Annotated in this window: 21 protein-coding genes and 1 tRNA gene; 17 read left to right on the top strand and 5 right to left on the bottom strand. The window is 33.3% G+C overall.

Annotated features, from left to right (window positions below; genetic code table 11):
* The first annotated feature begins 15 nt into the window (after positions 1 to 15).
* The gene (locus OEW74_RS11350; protein WP_265428601.1) at positions 16 to 531 is read left to right on the top strand and encodes a hypothetical protein; all 516 of its coding nucleotides are present in this window, start codon (positions 16 to 18) and stop codon (positions 529 to 531) included.
* Positions 531 to 1,769: a 3-deoxy-D-manno-octulosonic acid transferase gene (locus OEW74_RS11345; RefSeq protein ID WP_265428600.1), complete on the top strand. Its 1,239-nt coding sequence runs from the start codon at positions 531 to 533 to the stop codon at positions 1,767 to 1,769. The genes OEW74_RS11350 and OEW74_RS11345 overlap by 1 nt, the downstream gene beginning before the upstream one ends.
* Here OEW74_RS11345 and OEW74_RS11340 read toward each other — a convergent pair.
* Together OEW74_RS11340 and OEW74_RS11335 are read right to left on the bottom strand one after the other, a co-directional pair.
* Positions 1,761 to 2,387: a deoxyuridine 5'-triphosphate nucleotidohydrolase gene (locus OEW74_RS11340; protein ID WP_265428599.1), complete on the bottom strand. Its 627-nt coding sequence runs from the start codon at positions 2,385 to 2,387 to the stop codon at positions 1,761 to 1,763. The genes OEW74_RS11345 and OEW74_RS11340 overlap by 9 nt on opposite strands.
* Complete coding sequence (locus tag OEW74_RS11335) at positions 2,387 to 3,139, bottom strand: glycosyltransferase family 2 protein (protein ID WP_265428663.1); 753 nt, start codon at positions 3,137 to 3,139, stop codon at positions 2,387 to 2,389. The genes OEW74_RS11340 and OEW74_RS11335 overlap by 1 nt, the downstream gene beginning before the upstream one ends.
* Before the next feature lie 144 nt (positions 3,140 to 3,283).
* Here OEW74_RS11335 and OEW74_RS11330 point away from each other — a divergent pair, with 144 nt between their 5' ends.
* The 11 genes from OEW74_RS11330 (at position 3,284) to OEW74_RS11280 (ending at position 13,836) form a co-directional block, all read left to right on the top strand.
* Positions 3,284 to 3,754, top strand: coding sequence for a lipocalin family protein (locus OEW74_RS11330; RefSeq protein WP_265428598.1), 471 nt, complete (start codon positions 3,284 to 3,286; stop codon positions 3,752 to 3,754).
* A gap of 198 nt (positions 3,755 to 3,952) precedes the next feature.
* Positions 3,953 to 6,766 (top strand): leucine--tRNA ligase, encoded by a 2,814-nt coding sequence (gene leuS, locus OEW74_RS11325; protein ID WP_265428597.1) that lies wholly within the window; start codon positions 3,953 to 3,955, stop codon positions 6,764 to 6,766.
* Between the two features lie 238 nt (positions 6,767 to 7,004).
* Positions 7,005 to 7,868 carry a MotA/TolQ/ExbB proton channel family protein gene (locus OEW74_RS11320; protein WP_074232066.1) on the top strand — a complete coding sequence of 288 codons (864 nt, stop codon included), beginning with the start codon at positions 7,005 to 7,007 and terminating at the stop codon, positions 7,866 to 7,868.
* 60 nt (positions 7,869 to 7,928) lie between these two features.
* A complete protein-coding gene (locus OEW74_RS11315; RefSeq protein ID WP_265428596.1) occupies positions 7,929 to 8,537 on the top strand; it encodes an ExbD/TolR family protein in 609 nt (202 codons plus the stop codon).
* Positions 8,538 to 8,550: 13 nt separating this feature from the next.
* Positions 8,551 to 9,093, top strand: a complete 543-nt coding sequence (locus tag OEW74_RS11310; RefSeq protein ID WP_265428595.1) for an ExbD/TolR family protein — start codon at positions 8,551 to 8,553, stop codon at positions 9,091 to 9,093.
* Positions 9,094 to 9,134: 41 nt separating this feature from the next.
* Positions 9,135 to 9,977, top strand: coding sequence for an energy transducer TonB (locus OEW74_RS11305; protein ID WP_265428594.1), 843 nt, complete (start codon positions 9,135 to 9,137; stop codon positions 9,975 to 9,977).
* A gap of 79 nt (positions 9,978 to 10,056) precedes the next feature.
* A complete protein-coding gene (locus OEW74_RS11300; protein ID WP_265428593.1) occupies positions 10,057 to 10,245 on the top strand; it encodes a DUF308 domain-containing protein in 189 nt (62 codons plus the stop codon).
* The gene (locus tag OEW74_RS11295; RefSeq protein WP_265428592.1) at positions 10,235 to 11,107 is read left to right on the top strand and encodes a PstS family phosphate ABC transporter substrate-binding protein; all 873 of its coding nucleotides are present in this window, start codon (positions 10,235 to 10,237) and stop codon (positions 11,105 to 11,107) included. The genes OEW74_RS11300 and OEW74_RS11295 overlap by 11 nt, the downstream gene beginning before the upstream one ends.
* A 101-nt stretch (positions 11,108 to 11,208) precedes the next feature.
* Positions 11,209 to 12,858: a tetratricopeptide repeat protein gene (locus OEW74_RS11290; RefSeq protein ID WP_265428591.1), complete on the top strand. Its 1,650-nt coding sequence runs from the start codon at positions 11,209 to 11,211 to the stop codon at positions 12,856 to 12,858.
* A gap of 144 nt (positions 12,859 to 13,002) precedes the next feature.
* Positions 13,003 to 13,722, top strand: a complete 720-nt coding sequence (gene bshB1, locus OEW74_RS11285; protein ID WP_265428590.1) for a bacillithiol biosynthesis deacetylase BshB1 — start codon at positions 13,003 to 13,005, stop codon at positions 13,720 to 13,722.
* Positions 13,723 to 13,759: 37 nt separating this feature from the next.
* Positions 13,760 to 13,836, top strand: a tRNA-His gene (locus OEW74_RS11280).
* Between the two features lie 143 nt (positions 13,837 to 13,979).
* Here OEW74_RS11280 and OEW74_RS11275 read toward each other — a convergent pair.
* Together OEW74_RS11275 and OEW74_RS11270 are read right to left on the bottom strand one after the other, a co-directional pair.
* Positions 13,980 to 14,315: a DUF3276 family protein gene (locus tag OEW74_RS11275; RefSeq protein WP_029295477.1), complete on the bottom strand. Its 336-nt coding sequence runs from the start codon at positions 14,313 to 14,315 to the stop codon at positions 13,980 to 13,982.
* 102 nt (positions 14,316 to 14,417) lie between these two features.
* On the bottom strand, positions 14,418 to 16,079 hold the full coding sequence (locus tag OEW74_RS11270) for an ABC transporter ATP-binding protein (protein WP_265428589.1): 1,662 nt from the start codon (positions 16,077 to 16,079) through the stop codon (positions 14,418 to 14,420).
* A gap of 90 nt (positions 16,080 to 16,169) precedes the next feature.
* On the opposite strand from OEW74_RS11270, the gene nusB reads away from it, so the two are divergent.
* Genes nusB through yajC form a run of 3 tightly spaced genes read left to right on the top strand, consistent with a single transcriptional unit; the run spans position 16,170 to position 17,981 of the window.
* Positions 16,170 to 17,075: a transcription antitermination factor NusB gene (gene nusB, locus OEW74_RS11265; RefSeq protein WP_265428588.1), complete on the top strand. Its 906-nt coding sequence runs from the start codon at positions 16,170 to 16,172 to the stop codon at positions 17,073 to 17,075.
* Positions 17,076 to 17,092: 17 nt separating this feature from the next.
* Complete coding sequence (locus tag OEW74_RS11260; protein ID WP_265428587.1) at positions 17,093 to 17,620, top strand: DUF1573 domain-containing protein; 528 nt, start codon at positions 17,093 to 17,095, stop codon at positions 17,618 to 17,620.
* Positions 17,621 to 17,624: 4 nt separating this feature from the next.
* A complete protein-coding gene (yajC, locus tag OEW74_RS11255; protein ID WP_265428586.1) occupies positions 17,625 to 17,981 on the top strand; it encodes a preprotein translocase subunit YajC in 357 nt (118 codons plus the stop codon).
* 55 nt (positions 17,982 to 18,036) lie between these two features.
* On the opposite strand, the gene OEW74_RS11250 is transcribed toward yajC, so the two are convergent.
* Positions 18,037 to 18,186, bottom strand: coding sequence for a hypothetical protein (locus tag OEW74_RS11250; RefSeq protein WP_265428585.1), 150 nt, complete (start codon positions 18,184 to 18,186; stop codon positions 18,037 to 18,039).
* Positions 18,187 to 18,320: 134 nt separating this feature from the next.
* Here OEW74_RS11250 and OEW74_RS11245 point away from each other — a divergent pair, with 134 nt between their 5' ends.
* The gene (locus OEW74_RS11245; protein WP_265428584.1) at positions 18,321 to 19,871 is read left to right on the top strand and encodes a hypothetical protein; all 1,551 of its coding nucleotides are present in this window, start codon (positions 18,321 to 18,323) and stop codon (positions 19,869 to 19,871) included.
* The last annotated feature ends 36 nt before the right edge of the window (positions 19,872 to 19,907 follow it).

Raw genomic sequence — 19,907 nt, 5'->3', positions numbered from 1 at the left:
TTTTTAAAACTAATCATGAAAACCGCAAAAACATTAGCTCAAATCTCAAGTTCTAAAGGCTTTCAGCTCTCAGAAATTTTGGTAAACTGGATTTATTATACTGAGGAAACTGTGATTCTGGCATATTCTGAAATCAAAAGAAGAGGAATTCAAATTAATGAAGAAATTGAAAAGCTGATTACAACTTTTTCTGAAGCTCAGGGAAAAACGATTTTGCAGCTTGAAACGGAATTGTTTGAAAGTAAAAATGTAGCCAATTATCAGGAATATTATAACACTTTATCTACATTTTCAGAAACATCAAATGACGACCATAAAAGGCTTGAGAAATTGAGACGAGATCAAATGTTCCAAAGAGAAGTTGTAGAAAAAAAACAGGCCAATAAAGATGTTTTGTATGGCGGATTGTGGTTTGTAGGCGGTCTTGCTGTTACTTTGGTTTCGTTAGGAAGCGGAAAAGGCGGACCAATTGCTTACGGTGCGGTGATTTTTGGAGGAATTCAGTTTTTTAGAGGATTAATGAAAAGTTAATGACTTTCTTATACACCATATTTGTAAATCTTCTCATTTTCGGAATGAAAGTTTTGTCGTTGTTTAATGATAAAACTAAAAAAGGCGTTGAAGGAAGAAAGCGTTCTTTGGAGATTGTGAAGTCTGCATTTTTGTCTTCTGATAAAATTTTGTGGATGCACGCTGCAAGCCTTGGAGAATACGAACAGGGGCTTCCTGTTTTAGAAAAACTCAAAAAAAACTTTCCGAATCATAAAATTCTTATTACTTTCTTTTCTCCTTCGGGATATGAAAATGTAGTTAAGAAAAAACACATTGCAGATGCGGTTTGTTATCTTCCTTTCGACAGAAAAAGTATGGTGAAAGAATTTGTTTCTCTATTTGATTGTGAATTTTTTTTTACCGTTAAATATGATTATTGGTATAATCTTTTGGCAGAACTTAAACATAAAAATGTAAAAATATTTGTGATTTCAGCGTTGTTTTATGAAAGACAGTCTTTCTTTACAACGTATGGGAAATGGTTTGTAAGACAGTTGAAACAAAATGTAACTTGGTTTTTTCATCAGACACAGCATTCGTATGTTTTGGCTAAACATATTGGTCTACTAAATTCTTCGGTAACCGGAGATACCCGATTTGACAGAGTAAAACAACTAAGGCTTCGTAATAATCATGTAGATTTCGTTGAAGAATTTATCGGCGGTAAAAAGGCAATTGTTTTTGGAAGTTCATGGCAAGCGGAAGAGAAAATTGCAAAAATAATCTCTGAAAAAAATGAAGATTTAAAAATAATTATTGCTCCACACGATTTGAAAAGAGTAGATAATTTAAAAGAAATTTTTCCCTCTGCAATTTTATACAGCGAATTGCAAAACTCTCCAACACTCCAACCCTCAAACTCTCCAACGCTCATCATCGACAGCATAGGATTACTTTCCAAATTATATTCTTATGCAGATGTTGCAATTGTAGGAGGAGGTTTTCATGATGCAGGTCTTCACAATATTTTGGAGGCAGCAACTTTTGGTGTTCCTGTGATTTTCGGAAATCATTACAAGAAAAACCCTGAAGCAGATCAATTAATTTTAGCTAAAGGCGGTAAATCTTTTGAGAACGAAAACTTAGCGGCTCAATTTGTTTTAGATTTATTTAAAAATGAAAAAATTCGATTAGAGATGTCTGAAAATGCTGAGCAATTTGTGACTAAGCAACCCAATTCGTCAGAGCTTATTCTTCAAAAAATTTTATCACTTTAAAAATCCCTGATTCTTAATATCTTTTATAATTAAATCAAAATGATCCGGAATTCTATCGGTGTTGAACCAATTGAAATCTATTCCGTTATTGATAAATAGTTTTTCAAGATAAATATTAGCGGTGATTTTGTCGTGTGCAACTGAAAGGTATTCATCGATTTCCATCCAATAATCTTCATCTAGTTTTTTAGTTAAAGCTAATGCTTTTACAATTTTATTGATGATGTAAAGATAAAGTTTGTAGACATCATTGAATCTCTGTCTGCTCAGTTTTTCGTTGCTTTCCAGAATTTCATTGATCAATAAAAGGTTTAAACTAATATCACCAAATTTATCGGTTGTTACTTTTACGTGTTCTGTAATCTGAGCACTTATTTTTCGGATGAGTACAATGAAATATTTTTGATTGCTGATGTATTTAGAAGCATATTCTACTTTTTCTTTAATCAGTTCTTCCATCGCATCACGTTTCTGATCAACGGTTTCTTCATCGATTAATTCAAAATATAATTTTTTAGATAAAATTTCATCCTTTCTCAATAATCTGAAAATGAGTCGGTCTTTTTCTACTGATGAAAGTTGACTTAATGCTGCTTTAAATTCTTTAGAATACTCCATTAATTAAATATTTTTGAATATTTCATAAATCCGTTTAATGCCCAGTTTGCAGTGTAGTAAAGAGATTTTAACGTAGAAAATTTCATAAAATCTTTATAAACTAGATACTGGTCTTTAATGATATTTTGCTTCTTTCTTGAAATGCTGTTTTCACGCATTCTGTATTTCGCCATTGTTTTCGGAAGCGGTTTTCCTTCGGGAATTTTCTTTAATAAATTCAGCCACATTACGTGATCTTCTCTTTTGCTTCCTTCCGGGAAAAATTCTTTTCCGACTCTCTGTGAATCATACATGGATGATAGAAGAGAAAGTCTGCAGGTTTTAAGCAAATTATTAAAAGTAACTTCTTTGTCGGCTTTAAAATCTTCAATTTTCGGAATTAAATTTTCATCACATCTTGCATAATTAGAATAGGCAATTTCTGCATTTTCGTACTTCATAAAATTAATCATTTCTTCGAGGAAATTGGGTTCCCAAAAATCATCGGCATCAAGAAAAGTAATAAATCTTCCGGAGGCTTGCTCTAGAGAAAGGTTTCTTGCGTGACCTGCCCCACCGTTTTTTTTAGCAACAATTAATTTTATTCTGAAATCCTGATGTTTTTGAATAATTTCTACGGAATTATCTGTCGACTGATCATCTGTAATAAGCCATTCCCAATCGGTAAAAGTTTGATTCATTACCGAGCTGATGGTTTCTTCTAAAAAAAGAGAAGAATTGTAACAAGGAGTAATGATGGAAACTTCGGGCATGTGCTTTTTTTGCAAATATAAGGCTTTGCGAATAGATTTTCTTCGGCGAATTTCTAAGGAAATGTAAATTATACTTCAAAATTCAAAAAAAATGATTGAATTTTTAAAAAAAATCATAATTTTAACGCTTGAAAAATTTGATCTATGAAGAAATTAGCATTATTTGCAGGATTATCATTATTGGCTTTTACAGGATGTAACGACGATGACGCGCCGGAACAGGTATTTCCTATTGTAGGAACGTGGTCTCCAACCAAAGAAGTTAAAACTCAGGTTCCAGCTGATGGAGTCGGATTTTCTGACGAAATAGTTTACACAGACTGTCAAAAAGAATCTAGATGGGTTTTTAATGAAAATTCTTCGGGTAAAAGAACCAATAGAGATATGGCGGGAGCAATAACGCCAACTTGTAGCACAATATCTGAGCGTAACTTCACTTATGTGTACGATTCTTCTGAGAAAAACTTCGAAATTAAATACCAGGGAACTGTGGTTGCAGATAAAGGTAAAGTAACTTTGCTTGACGCAGAAACTTTAAACCTGAAAATTGAAGACACTACAGATCCTACAATCTACAAGTCTACAACGTATACTTTTAAAAGAATTCCGCAATAATAATCAGTATTTCATATTACTATATAATCTCATCTTTTAGGTGAGATTTTTTTTGTTTTGTGAGGATTACATTGTAATTAATTCAAAATTAAATTTACATTTATTTTATAATCATTATTTTTGTGAAACTAGATTGAGAATTGATAGTGAAATTAATTCTAATATCTAAAGTCTAACATCTAACATCTATAATAAAAAGTGTTTTACGATCATCAGCAGATAGAAAAAAAGTGGCAGAAATACTGGGAAGACAATCAAACATACAAGACTTCCAATAATACAGACAAACCGAAATTTTATGTTCTCGATATGTTTCCATATCCGTCGGGAGCGGGGCTTCACGTAGGTCATCCGCTTGGATATATTGCGTCGGATATTTATGCGAGATATAAAAGACATCAAGGTTTTAATGTTCTTCACCCGGTTGGTTATGATAGTTTTGGGCTTCCTGCTGAACAGTATGCAATACAAACGGGAACGCATCCTGCGATTACAACTGAGCAAAACATTACAAGATACGAAGAGCAATTAAGAAAAATTGGTTTCTCTTTTGACTGGAGTAGGGAAGTGAGAACTTCAGACGCTTCTTATTATAAATGGACGCAATGGATTTTTATTGAATTATTCCATTCTTGGTATAATAAAGATACAGACAAGGCAGAATCTATCGATACTTTGATCAAGCACTTTGAAGAAAAAGGAACGGAAGGTTTAAATGCCAATCAAAATGACGAATTAAACTTCACTTCAGAAGAATGGAAAAATGCTTCTGAAATTGATAAAGAAGATATTTTATTAAACTATCGTTTAGCTTACAGAGCAGAAACGACGGTGAACTGGTGTCCTGCTTTAGGAACCGTTTTGGCAAATGATGAAATAAAAGACGGTAAATCTGAAAGAGGAGGCTTCCCTGTTTTCCAGAAGAAAATGATGCAGTGGAGTATGAGGATTTCTGCTTACTCTGAAAGATTATTACAAGGTCTAAAAACTTTAGACTGGCCACAACCTTTGAAAGATGCCCAAGAATACTGGATTGGAAAATCTCAGGGAGCGCAGGTTCAATTTAGTGTAGATGGTCACGACGAAATTGTTGAGGTTTTTACAACAAGACCCGACACTATTTTCGGTGCGACTTTTATGGTATTGGCTCCAGAAAATCCTTTAGTGGAAACAATTACCACGGCTGAACAAAAAGCTGAAGTAGATACTTATATTGAAGAAACTTCTAAGAAAACCGAGAGAGACAGAATGTCTGACGTGAAAAACGTTTCGGGTGCTTTCACTGGAACTTATGCAATCAATCCGTTTAGCGGAGAAAAAATGCCGATCTATATTTCAGATTATGTATTGATGGGTTACGGAACGGGAGCTGTAATGGCTGTTCCTGCGCACGACGAGCGTGACCATAGATTTGCGAAGAAATTTAATCTTGACATAAAAAAAGTTGTAGAAACGGAAGAAGACGTTCAGGAAAAGTCTTTTGATTCTAAAACCAGCGTTTGTGTAAATTCTGATTTCTTAAACGGATTAAATTACGACGAGGCAAAAGCATTGATTATTGATGCTATTGAAAAGAAAGGAATTGGTCATGGAACTACGAACTACAGACAGCGTGATGCGATTTTCTCAAGACAAAGATATTGGGGAGAACCAGTTCCTATATATTATAAGGATGGAATGCCTTATACATTGCCGACTTCTGCATTGCCTTTAGAGCTTCCTGAAGTTGAAAAATATTTACCAACAGAAGATGGAGATCCACCACTAGGAAATGCAAAAACTTTTGCTTGGGATGAAGCGAATCAGAAAATTGTTGATACCAATTTAATTGATGATCAAACTATTTTCCCTTTAGAATTATCTACAATGCCGGGTTGGGCAGGAAGCTCTTGGTATTTCTTGAGATATATGGATCCTAAAAATGATGAGGTTTTCACCAATAAAGAACTTTCAGATTATTGGGGACAGGTAGATTTATATATTGGAGGTAGCGAACACGCAACCGGTCACTTATTGTATTCTCGTTTCTGGAATATGTTCTTAAAAGACAGAGGATATATTAATCATGATGAGCCTTTCCAAAAGTTGATCAACCAAGGAATGATTTTGGGAATGAGTGCTTTTGTGTATAGAATTGATGGCACGAATCAATATGTATCGAAAAACTTAGCGAAAGATTATAAAACTCAGGCAATCCACGTTGATGTATCTTTATTAAAAGGGACAACTGACGAATTAGATACTGAAGCATTCAAAGCGTGGAGACCAGATTATGCAGATGCAGAATTTATTTTAGAAGACGGAAAATACATCACAGGTCGTGAAGTAGAAAAAATGTCTAAGTCTAAATACAATGTTGTAAACCCTGATGATATCTGTAATGAATATGGAGCAGACGGTTTAAGGCTGTATGAAATGTTCTTAGGTCCTTTGGAGCAATCGAAGCCGTGGAATACTCAAGGTTTAAGCGGAGTTTACGGTTTCCTGAAAAAATTCTGGAATCTTTATTTTAATGGTGAGGTTTTTGAGGTGTCAGACGAAGAACCTACAAAAGCGGAGTATAAAGTTTTGCATACCTTAATAAAGAAGGTGGTTTACGATATCGAGAATTTCTCTTTCAATACCTCTGTTTCTTCATTTATGATTGCTGTCAACGAATTGCAGAAATTAAAATGTAACAAACGCAATATTTTAGAACCTTTAGCCGTTATCATTTCTCCATATGCGCCACATATTTGTGAAGAATTGTGGAGTTTATTAGGAAATAAAGAATCTATTGAGTTTGAAAGGTTTCCGATTTTGGATGAAAATTATTTGATTGAAGACGAAATTGAGTATCCTGTAAGCGTAAATGGTAAGATGAAATTTAAAATTGCTCTTCCTGCAACATTATCTGCTAAAGAGGTTGAAGATTTAGTGCTTCAGAATGAAAAAATGGGAATGCTTTTGGAAGGTAAAACCCCTAAAAAAATCATCGTTGTGCCAAAAAAAATCGTTAATATCGTAATTTAAAAGAAATTTAACATTGCTAAAATCAAAAATTTAGAGGTTTTAAATTTTTGATTTTCTAACGTATTTTGTAAAATTAATAAATATTAATAAAATTTTTAGATATAATTACGATATCGGAATCTTATTAATTTATCATTATGAAAAAAAGGCAAAATGTTATTTGATACTATTGGATTTTAATTAATTTTGCCTTTATTTTACAACTTTAAAATTTTAAAACAATATAATTTAGTTAAATATGGAAATGAATGTTTCAAAAAATGATGAGCAAGTAGTTGCTAGAAAAGCAGGAGGTCTTAATCCAGCTGTAATTATTCCTATTCTATTAGTTATAGGAATTTGTATTTGGTTATTCGTATTGGGTAGCCCGGGTAACTTTAAAGCTGATCCAAGATTGGCAGGTGCATCAGTAGCGTTTTCTGATGTTGAAGGTAAAGAGATGCATCCTGAAGGATTTTTAGGTATGATCTACATGGGAGGTATTATTGTACCATTATTGGTAACATTCATGATTACTGTAATTGTTTTCTCATTTGAAAGATATTTTGTTTTAAACAAAGCTTCAGGTGCAGGTAACGTAGATAACTTCGTAGTAAAAGTAAGAAGTTTATTAAATAGCAATAAAGTTGACGAAGCTTTAGAAGAGTGCGACAGACAACAAGGTTCTGTAGGGAATGTTGTGAAAGAGGGTCTTACTACTTACAAAGCTTTAGCTCACGATACTACTCTTAACAAAGAGCAGAAAATGGTTGCTCTAAACAAAGCAATCGAAGAGGCTACAACTCTTGAGATGCCAATGTTAGAGAAAAACATGATGATTCTTTCTACTTTAGGTACTGTTGCAACATTAGTAGCACTATTGGGAACAGTAATCGGGATGATTAGAGCATTCTTCGCTTTAGGAGCTGGAGGTGGTACTCCGGATGCAGCTGCATTATCAATCGGTATCTCTGAAGCATTGATCAACACGGCATTAGGTATTGGTACTTCTGCAGTAGCGATTATCCTTTACAACTTCTTTACTTCTAAAATTGACGGATTGACTTATAAGATCGATGAGATCGCTATGAGCATTCAGCAGTCTTTTGCAGAATTTCACTAAGAAATAGTGAACCTGTGTTTTTACACAAAAAAAGAAGTTTTAATAATTAGATAATAAATAATGGCGAGAATAAAACCAAAAAGACATGGTGTAGTTACGGATATGACCGCAATGTGCGACGTTACGTTCCTACTACTTACGTTCTTTATTATGACCACTCAGTTCAAAAAGCCTGATGTGGAGCAGATCAAACCGCCATCTTCAATCTCAGAGAAGTTACTTCCTGATGCAAGTTTAATGACTATTAATGCTACACCGGACGGGAAATTTTATTTCCAACCTGTAGAAAATGCAACAGAGAGATTAAAGCTTTTAGAAAAAATGGGCAAAAAGTACAATGTTACTTTTGATGATAAACAAAAAGCTTCATTCCAAAAAGTACAAGCGATTGGTGTTCCTATGAACCAATTGAGAAGCTATTTGGATTTGCCTGAAGATGAGCAGAAAAATTATAAGAGTCCTACCGGGATTCCTATGGATAGTACAAATAAGCAGTTAACAGACTGGGTAGAGCAAAGTTTAAGCGTTAATCCTGATTACAAATTAGCAATCAAAGGAGACGTTACTACAGAATATCCTAAAGTAAAAAGTTTATTTGAGGGTTTAAGAGATATTGATTTTCTTAAATTTTGGTTGATTACGTCTCAAGAAGGTAAACCTAACGAATAATTAAGAAGAAGAAATGGCAGAAGTACAAGTACAGGATAAGAGTGCCAAAGGTGGCAAAGTACGATCCAAGAAAAACAACCCCAGAGTCGATATGACTCCGATGGTTGACCTTAATTTCTTACTATTGATGTTCTTTATGTTTACATCAACCTTTAGTAAACCAAATGTGATGGATTTGGGTCTTCCGGCAAAACCGAAAGATAAAAATCAGCAACAACCTCCGACTGAAATTGACTTATCAAATTCAATTACTTTATTATTAGGAAAAGACAACAGAGTTTTTTGGCATCAACAGGATCAAGCAGGTCTTAATGATCAGACTATGATTGAAACTAGCTTAGATAGAGAAGGAATTAGAGAGATTATTAAGCAAGCAAAAGCAAGGGCTAAAAAGAAAGATCTGTTTACAGTGATTATTAAGCCTACTGATGATGCAGTATATAAAAACTTTGTAGATATTCTTGACGAAATGGCGATTACAAAAAGCGAAAGATATGGGGTTACCGATCTGAAGCCTTATGAAAAAGCTGTTTACGATAAGAAAGTTGGTAACTAATTTGTTACTACAAAGTATATAACATTTAAATTTGCAATACAATGGCAGATGAAAATATTTACAGTCAAAATCTTACTTTAGACGAGATTGTATTTGAAAATAGAAATAAAGAATATGGTGCTTACGATTTAAGACATCAGTATCCTAGATTACTGACAAAGTCTTTTATCATCGGTACAGGATTATTCTTGGTGACTGCTTTATCTCCTTTTATTTATATGACTATTAAGAGTATGAATGAAAAGGAAGCTGTAGAGGTGAAATCTGATTTGGTTGAAATTATCGAAGAAGATCCTATCATCGAGCAGCCAAAAGAAGAAGAACCACCGCCACCGCCACCGCCAGTGGAAGAGGAAAAAATTGAGATCATCCAAAACGTAGTTCCGGAACCGGTGAAAGCTCCCAAAGTTGAGACTCCGCCACCTCCAATTTCTAAGCAATTAGAAACAACTACTGGTTTGGTTAATCAGGAAGGGGTAAAAGCTCCTGCTTATACGCCACCACCACCGCCACCATCTACAGGTAATAAAACCTCTACAGCTGAAGTTAAGCCTCAAGTGAGTGATACTCAGGTGTATAGTGAGGTTGAGCAGACTGCAGAATTCCCAGGAGGGATTAATGCCTTCAGAAAGAAAGTTTCTGAAAACTTTGATTCATCGGCAATTGAAGGTGCAGATGGAGTGGTGAAAGGAGAAGTGACATTTGTAGTTGAAAGAGACGGAAGTATTACTGACGTTAAAGTAACGGGTAAAAACTCAGATTTTAATTCTGAAGCAGTAAGAACCGTAAAATCTATTAAAAACAAATGGGCTCCTGCAAAAATTAATGGTCAAACTGTACGTTACAGATACAGACTTCCATTAGCAATGCAACCGCCAGAATAAGTTATTAATTTATTTTAAATAATAATTAAAAAAGAGAAGCTTATGCTTCTCTTTTTATTTTTTTTAATATTTTTGTTGTATGATGTTCAATTGGTTATCCTTGGTCGCAGGAATTTGTTACGTTGTCTTAGGAATCGTAATGATGGTTTACAAATTCCTCGAGCCAATATATGCATACTCTCTGGGAGCAGTATTAATACTTTACGGAATCTTCAGGATTTGGAGAGCAATAGCAAAATTCAGAAATACTGACGAAGATGAAGATTAATGCTTTTCTTTCAATGCTTTTTTTCATGGTTTTGATGACGAACTGTTCAAAAAAAGTAGAAAATACGGTTTCGTATAACAAAGGCGAAATGACAATTTTAACAGACGAATCTTTTAAAAGTGTTACTGAAGCTTTGGCAGAAGGATATATGATTAGCTATCCTGATACTAAAATAAAAGTAGTTACACAGAAAGAAGACTTGGGATTTCTTGATTTACTAAATAATAAAGCAAGAATTGCGGTAATGTCTAAAGTATTATCTCCTGAAGAAGTTAAAGCCTATGAAGATAAAGTAGACATGAAGATAGAACCAGCAAACTTTGCAGCTGATGCTGTCGTGTTTTTTGTTCCAAAAGATTCTGAGAAGTCAAGTATTACAATGGAAGAAATTACTTCTGGATTGCAGTCTGATGAGAAGAATTTTGTATTTGACGGAACAAATTCAAGTAACCTAAACTTTGTCGCTCAAAAACTGAATAAGCTTCCTAAAGATTTGAAATTCTCAATTATTCCTGGAAGTGTAAATGTTATCGAAGAATTAAACAAATATCCTAATAAAATTGGGGTAATCGGTTTAAATACAATCAGTAGACCTTACGATAAAGAAGCTGAAAAATTAAGAGGAATGATCAAAATTCTTCCTGTTGTAAGTAAAGGTCAATCTTACTCTCCAGACTTTAGCGGTCTTCGAGAAATGAAATATCCCTTTACAAGAGTTTTGTATTTTCTTACCAATGAAGGCGGTTTTAATATTGCAAATGGTTTTATAAGATATTCTTGTACCCATTTAGGCCAAAAAATCGTTCAAAAGGAAGGTTTACAGCCTTATAACATTTATCCGAGAGAGGTACAGATGCGTTAAAAAATATTAAAAAATACCATGTTTCAAACCGATTTATTATATTGGTCTGAAAATTGTGTATTTCTAATTCGGTTTTTTAGAATACAGATTTAAAAATAATAATGAAAGATATAATGATTATGAATGTAAAGAAGATTGCTTTAGGAGCATCAGTGGTATTTTTTACCAATTTTGCCTTTGCACAGACATTGCAGGATGGTATTAACAGCATGGATAGCGATAAGTTTGCTGCTGCGAAAACCAATTTCACGTCTATGATTGCAAAAGAACCTACAGCAGAAAATTATTTCTATTTAGGAAATACTTTTTTAAGACAGGGCGAACCAGATTTTGCTCAGGCTACAGAAAACTTTAATAAAGGTTTGGCTGCAGATAAAAAAAGCTATTTAAATCAAATTGGTTTAGCTACAGTTAAACTTGGTAAAGGTGATAAATCTGCTATTGCAGAAATCCAGAAAATAGTTTCAGATTCGAGAGAAAAAGACGCAGCAGTATTATTCAGAGCGGCTGAAGCATTGACTTTATTCGAAAAAAATAACTCTCCCGATTTAGCAGTTCAATTTTTGAATAAAGCTATTGAAAGAGCTTCTAGAAAAGAAGTTCCTGCTTATTATTACTATACTTTAGGAGATGCATACAGACTAAAAAGAGCTCCGGGAGACGCAATGACTGCGTATGATAATGCATTGCCATTAGCAAAAAATAAAGCTTCAGTTTATACAAGAATAGGAACTTTATGGATGGCGGCTCAACAGTGGCAACAAGCTAAAACAAGTATTGATAAAGCAATTTCAACAGATGCTACTTATGCACCGGCTTACAAAGCTTTAGCAGCTTATGATATTAAATATCAGCAGAATGAGAAGGCAACTCAGGATTTGATTAATTATACAAAGTATGCAGATGAAGATCCTTATACTCAATTAGAAATTGCAAAATTGTATTTTACTAATGAAGATTATGCCAACTCAAAAGCTATTTTAGATAAAATTTTTGATAAGATTGATGATCCTATTAAATTTAAACTAAGATCATACGTAAATTACGGTGATGGTCAATATGCGGAAGCAAAACAAAATATGGATGCTTTCGTGTCTAAAGCTGAAAAATCAAGAGTTCAGCCTGCTGACCAGGGTTTGATGGGATTAATTGCTGCAGGATTAGCTAAAACTGAAACTGATGCAGCTAAAAAATCAGCTTTACAGGCAGAAGCTCAACAAAAAATTGGTTTGGCTAAAGCTGCTAAAGATGAAACATTGAAGTGGGATATGGAATTGGCTAAAATCAACGGAGGAGGGGCTTCCCAGGCTTCTGTAGATGCAGGACCAACCACTCCGGAAATTGAGTCTTTCAAAAAATTAGTTGCTGCAAACGCACAAGATTCTGATGCATTATACAAATTAGCAAATGCTTATCAGGATGCTAAAAACTGGAATGGAGCTGTTTTAACATGGCAAAAAATGATCGGATTGCTTCCAGATTGGGCACCTGCATATTATAGCCAAGGTTATGCTTATCAGCAAGCAGGAAATAATGATGCTGCAAAAATTTCTTACGAGAAATTTATTTCAACTGTAAAACCTGCAGATGTGGAGGCTAACAAACAAACTCTTGCTTACGCATACTTTGCAGTGGCATATCTTGAAAAAGATAAAGATCTTGCAAAAGCAAAAGATTATGTTGCAAAATCTTTACAGTTAGATCCTTCTTATCAGGATGCTGTAAAACTAAATGCAGAAATCAATAAGTAATTTAAAATTTAAATTATTCATATAAAAACTTCCCATTCGTAATGTTTGGGAAGTTTTTGTTTAAACCTTATCTTTGAATTGATGAACTGCGACTTTAAAATCAAAAAAGTGAAGCAATTTCATTATTTAAATTATTATTAAAATATGAAAACAGATATACTTGCTTTTGGTGCTCATCCAGACGATGTAGAATTAGGATGTGGAGGAACAATTGCTAAATTAATTTCAGAAGGAAAAACATGTGTTATTGTTGATTTAACGAAAGGCGAACTTGGGACAAGAGGAACAGATCAGACAAGAAAGGAGGAAGCAACTGAAGCAGCCAAAATTTTAGGAGTTGCTGCAAGAGAAAATTTAGGATTAAAAGATGGTTTCCTTGTTAATTCTGAAGAATATCAGATGGAGGTTGTAAAAATGGTTCGCAAATATAGGCCAGAAATCGTTTTAGCCAATGCAATTGATGATAGACATCCAGATCATGCAAAAGCTGCAAAATTAGTGTCGGATGCGTGCTTTTTAGCTGGGCTGCGAAAAATTGAAACTGTTTTGAATGGTGAAGTTCAGGAAGTATGGAGACCCAAACAAATTTTCCATTATATTCAGTGGAAACATATTCAACCGGAATTTGTTATTGATATCTCTGAACATCTTGAAAAAAAGCTGGAAGCTTGTATGGCATTTAAAACTCAATTTTATGATCCAACTTCTAAGGAACCTGAAACTCCGATTACGTCAAAAGACTTTTATGAAAGCTTAACGTACCGTGCTCAGGATTTGGGGAGACTTTCGGGAGTGGCTTATGCTGAGGGATTTACGTCTGAGAAGTTAATTGCAATGAAAAATTTTGATGGAATTGTTTGGTAATTAAAAATTCTTTCTTATATTTGCACCACCAAAAACGGTGATTGTAGCTCAGTTGGTTAGAGCGTCGGATTGTGGTTCCGAAGGTCGGGGGTTCGAGACCCCTCATTCACCCCACAGTAAACACATTTTCTTTTTGAAAATGTGTTTTTTTTGTTTAAGAAAAGAGTAAATGGATTTCCAAAAATAAAATGGAAATAATCAGCCATAAAAAAAGCATCCTTTTTCAGATGCTTGTGTTTTTTTAGATATGTTTTGATTTAAACTTCGTCGTCAGAATCTATAGTGTAAGTTCTGCTTTTAAAATCTTTATCATGCTTTTCTGAAATTACATCTTCACCTTTTTCGTTAATGATGAAATCTGTGGACTCATTAAACATCTCCTGAAAACTTTTAAAATCTTCTTTGTAAAGATAAATTTTATGCTTCTCGAATGTAGCTTCTCCATTCTCTCCGAAATTCTTTTTGCTTTCGGTAATCGTAAGATAATAATCTCCTGCTTTAGTCTCGCGCACATCAAAGAAATAAGTTCTTCTCCCCGCTTTTAACACCTTAGTGAAAATTTCATTTTCATGGCGTTCCTTGTATTCACTCATTATTAGATATTTTTTTTTAATCTTGTTAAGAACAAATATAAAATATTTCTTTTAATCACAAAATTTTTTTTATGATTTATTTAACAATTCCAAATGTTTTGACTATGCGGTTGCAGAATTGGTAATTTCGCTAAGATTAAGAATTTTGTCGGCTCTTTGTGCGCTAGACTCTCTATGTGTGATGATTATGGAAGTTGCATTATTGATTTTGGTGTCAATATTTTCAAGGATATTCTGCTCGGTTTCTGTGTCTAATGCAGAGAGAGAATCATCAAAAATAATGATATTCGGGTCTTTTATGAGCGCTCTTGCGATGCATATTCTTTGTTTCTGACCTCCCGAAAGCATCACTCCACGTTCTCCTACCATGGTTTTGTACTGCTCTTTAAACTCAACAATATTTTTGTGAACGTCTGCGATTTTAGAATATTCTACCACTTTTTCGTGAGTAGGATTGTCGATAGAGAATCCGATATTATGCTCAATAGTATCTGAAAAAAGATAACTTTCCTGAGGAATATATCCTATGAAGTTTCTGTAATTTTCAAGATTGTGGTCTTTTAAATTTTTACCGTCTATTAGAATTTCACCTTCAGTAGGATCGATTAATCTGCATAGAAGTAAAGCAATGGTCGATTTTCCGCTACCGGTTTTCCCCATAATGGCTAAAGATTTTCCGGCTTCAATTTTAAAACTCAAATTATCTAATGCTTTAATTCCTGTGTTCGGATAAACATAAGACACATTTTTAAATTCAATATCTCCTTTAATAGGATAATTTTCAAAGTTTTTATTATAAATCTCAGATTGCTTTTCCAAAAATTCATTAATTCTCTGCATAGAAGCTTCTGCTCTCTGATTGATTGAAGTTACCCAACCTACCATAGAAAACGGCCAGATCAAAATATTGATGTACATAAAGAAATCTGCAATTTTACCTACAGTAAGTTCACCTGCGATATATTTTTGTCCGCCAATCAGAATGACCGCAACATTCAATAATCCGATTACAAATAAAATAATCGTAAAGAAATACGCTTCTGTTTTTGCTAAATCTAAAGCTTTGTCTTGGTAATCACTTACTTTAATACCGTAATTTTTTTGAATATATTTTTCTTTTGCAAAGTATTTTACCACTCGTATTCCTGAAAAACTGTCCTGTACAAAAGTGGAAATTGCAGACTGGCTTTTCTGCATCACTTTTGATTTTTTATTGATAATCGAACTTACTTTAAATATGATGTAAGACAAAACAGGAAGCGGCAACAACGTCCAAACCGTCATTGAAACATCTGTTTTAATCATATAAAAACTGGTAATCAATAATAAAACAACGAGATTCACCACATACATTACACCTGGTCCCAAATACATTCTTACCGCAACAATATCTTCACTTAATCGGTTCATTAAGTCTCCGATGGTTGTCTGCTTATAATCTGTAAGCGATAAATCCTGATAATGTCTGTAGATTTTATTTTTCAGCTCATATTCAATCCTTCTTGAGGCAACAATGATGGTCTGTCGCATCATAAAAGTGAAAAATCCTGTAAGAAGTGAACAGCCAACAATGATGGCAACATAGATTAAAACCTGCTTATTAAAGCCCAAATTTCCATGCTTCGTCAGTTCATCGACTGATTTTCCGACAAACTGTACTTTATAGATATTAAAAAAATTACTGGCGATGATGAAGAGTAACCCCCAAAACAATAATATTTTGTGCTTCCAAAAGTAAGGGTTCAGAGTTTTCAGTGCTTTCATAAAGTTTCACAAAATTACAAAAATTGAAGCAGACTGAGAATTTCATAAATTTTAAATTTCATATCTTTGCACCCATAAAAAGCTCTTTGAATGTTAGGAAGAAGACAAATCCGTGAAAAAGTAGTAGAATCCGTGTATTCGTACTACCAAAATCCGATCAAATTTGATGTGTTAGAAAAAAACATGTTTTCGGGAATAGAGAAAATCTATAATCTCTATATTTTTCAGTTGAATTTTTTGGTAGGTCTGAAAGATCTTGCAGAACATCAAATGGAAATTGGTAAGAACAAATATTTTAAGACTGATTCAGATGTCAATCCCAATCAAAAATTTATCAACAATCAGGTTTTAAAAAAGCTTGAGGAAAATCCTGAGAGATTATTTTTCTCTGGTCAGCATAAAGACTTGAAGTGGGACTTGCATGATGATATGTTGGTGAAAACTTTTCAGCGTATGACTGCCGGAAAACGTTATCAGGATTTTATGAAGGAAGATGGTTATTCTTTTGAAGATGATCAGAAATTTATCGGTAAATTATTTTTAAGATATGTTGCTGAGAATGATGATTTCCATGATTATATCAGTGATAGAGAATTAACTTGGTCAGACGATATTCACATTGCAAATTCGATGGTTCAAAAGACAATCGGATTTTTGAAAGAAGATGAAGAAAGCCGTACTTTAATTAAAATGATTAAAGATGAAGAAGATAAAACTTTCGCAAGCAAGCTTCTTAGAGATACATTGAATAACTGGGAAACCAATGAGAAAAAACTTTCTGAGCGTCTTGAAAACTGGGATTTGGAGAGAGTAGCATTGATGGATAAAGTTATTTTAACGACGGCTATTTCAGAACTTGACAATTTTCCTTTTACCCCTTCAAGAGTTATTATTAATGAATATATCGAGATTGCAAAAGTATTTGCTACGGATCGTTCAAATATATTCATCAACGGTATTTTAGATAAATATTGTAAAGATTTAAATAGAATATAAATTAAAATTAATTTAATATGAAAAAGACATTATCAATTATTGCTTTGTCTGTAATCGGATTCGGATTGGTTTCTTGCAAAAAAGAAGAAAATAAAGAAGTGCAAAATGCAGAAGTAATCGGTGTAGATTCTACCAATGCACCTGCAGCACCTTCAACTGATTCTACAGTTTCTCCTGTAACTCCTACAGTTGCCGGAACTGAAACTGCAGCTCCTGTAAAATCTAACCAACCTACCACAACAATTGCGTTGTCTGAAAGCAATTTCGATTTTGGAACTATTAAAAAAGGGGCAAAAGTAAACCACGTTTACGAAGTAACCAATACAGGTACAAACCCATTAATTATCTCTGAAGTAAAGCCTGGATGCGGATGTACTGCTCCTGAATTTACAAAAGATCCTATTATGCCGGGTAAAAAAGGTAAAATTACTTTGAGCTTTGATTCTACAAACTTCGACGGAAGCGTACAAAAATATGCTGATGTTTTTGCTAACGTAGAAAAGGCGCCGATAAAATTGACATTCAATGCTAATATTCAACCATAATTAAATGAATATGTTAACATTATTTTTACAAGCACCTGCTCAGGGAAATTCAACAACCATGTTGATGATGATGGGAGTAATGGTTATTGGATTTTATTTTCTGATGATCAGACCTCAAATGAAAAAGCAGAAGCAGGAGAAAAAATTTCAGGAAGAGCTGAAAGTGGGAAGCAGAGTAGTACTTACTTCTGGTCTTCACGGAAGAATTGCTCAGATTCAGGAAGACGGAGTAGTTATTGAAACGCTTTCCGGAAAACTGAAATTTGAAAAAGCAGCGATCTCAAGAGAGTTTACAGCCACTAGATTTGGAGACAAAGCTATGGCTGATAAAAAAGAAGTTGCAGAAACTGAAAAGAAATAATTTAGTTTTAAATAATATTGTGTTTCGGCGGGGTTTGGTTTTGTTTCCGGGCCGGTTATTTTTTTTTTTTTTTAAATATTTTTTTTTTAAATATTTTTTTTTTAAATATTTTTTTTTTAAATATTTTTTTTTTAAATATTTTTTTTTTAAATATTTTTTTTTTTGGGGGGGTTTCCTTTGTTTCACCGCGCCGATTCTTTTTCATGTAATTTTATTTAACAAAATCTCAATATTCTAAATTCATTTCATGATGATGAGATTTGCGTTTATTTATAAAAATGTTTGTGGAATTTATGTTTAAAAAATATATTTGCCCATTAATAAAAGACTAATAAAACCATGAAAAAAACTCTTCTTTGCTTGGCGCTTACTTTGCTAAGTATTATTTCTTTTGCACAGAAAATTCCATTTGAAATTAAAAAAAGCGATATTTTTAAAGATGAATATAAACGTTCATCAATCGTTCTTGTGGAAGACGATGGGAAAGGTGGAGTGGTAGTCATTCGTTCTTACGTTGGTGGTGTTTTTTCTTCAGGATCGGGTTATTATTTTGAACATTACGATTCAAATCTTAAACTCATTAAAGAATTCGAATATGAAATAAATTATTCTAAAGCGGTAAGACAGAGTTCTGTTTTAGGAGTAATTATGGATGGTGACAAGGTAAATATCATCGATTTTATTTATGAAAAAGATCAAAAAGCCTACATCTGCTCTGCAATGTCAGCAAATATCAATGATTTTAATTTTAAAAAAGCTGAATTATTCAGGGTAAATAGTGATGAAATAAAACAATTTGTTTTTTTTAATACAGGTGTTTTTGATGGTGATTCTGGAGCAAGCATGATTGTTAACGAAAATCGTACTGCATTTGCGGTAACAGTAGATATAAAAGACAAAAATGCAGAAACACATCGAATGTTTGTGTTTGATCAATCGCTTCAGAAAAACATTGATCATACTTTTAAAAGAGAGATAAAAGATAGAAAATTTGTTTACGAAAATATTGATGTTTCTAAAGACGGAAAAACAATTTATGTTCTCGGGAAAGTATACAGCGATGAAAAAAAGAAGAAAAAAGAAGGCGGAAAATACCAATATGAATTAACTCGAATTACAGGCGATAACGAAAAAACTCAGATTTTTGATTCTAAAGAACATTTTGTGGCATCTCTTAATCCAATTGTTTTTGAAGACCGTTTAATATGCCTTGGTTTTTATTCAGATTTACGAGATTATAGATTCAAAGGAATTTCTTATTTCGAGCTAAATCCTGTCACTTTAGAAATGAAAAAAGCCAAATACAATCCGTTTACTGAGCAATTTATGATTGATAAATACGGAAAAGACAAAGATAAAGAGTTGAAAAACCTCTCTTTTAGAAAAATAATTACAACTCAAAACGGAGATATTATTTTTAATGCAGAAGAGTTTTATATAAGATCATATTATTATTCATCACCACAAGGCGGCGGATATTCGCGTACCAATTATCATTATGATGATATTGTTACGGCAAGACTTAATTCGAATGGTGAAATTGTTTGGGCAAGAAATATTAATAAAAGACAGGTAACTGCTGGAGACGAATCTTTTATTTCTTACACTTCAGCTGCTGTTGGCAACGATGCTTATTTCTTTATCAATACAGGTGAAAAAGTAAAAAAACTGAGCAACGACAGAATACAGTTTGGGCAAACCAGTCCCAAAAAAGCCAATCTTAATATTATCCGTGTTAATCAAAATGGAGATTTTGATTATCAGGAAATTTTAGATAATGAAGAAAATGAAGTTCCGTTTATGGTTTCAAATGGCGCTATTTCTGGTGATTCTGTTTATTTCATTGGAAGAAAAGGCACAAAAAAACAAATCTTGAAAATATCTTTATAAACGTATAATAATTTAAAATATTTCGTTTCGGCGGGG

The organism is Chryseobacterium sp. YIM B08800, assembly GCF_026163565.1.
Lineage (GTDB): Bacteria > Bacteroidota > Bacteroidia > Flavobacteriales > Weeksellaceae > Chryseobacterium.
The sequence above is the reverse complement of the archived record's forward strand: the minus strand, read 5'-3'. Positions and strand labels throughout refer to the sequence as shown.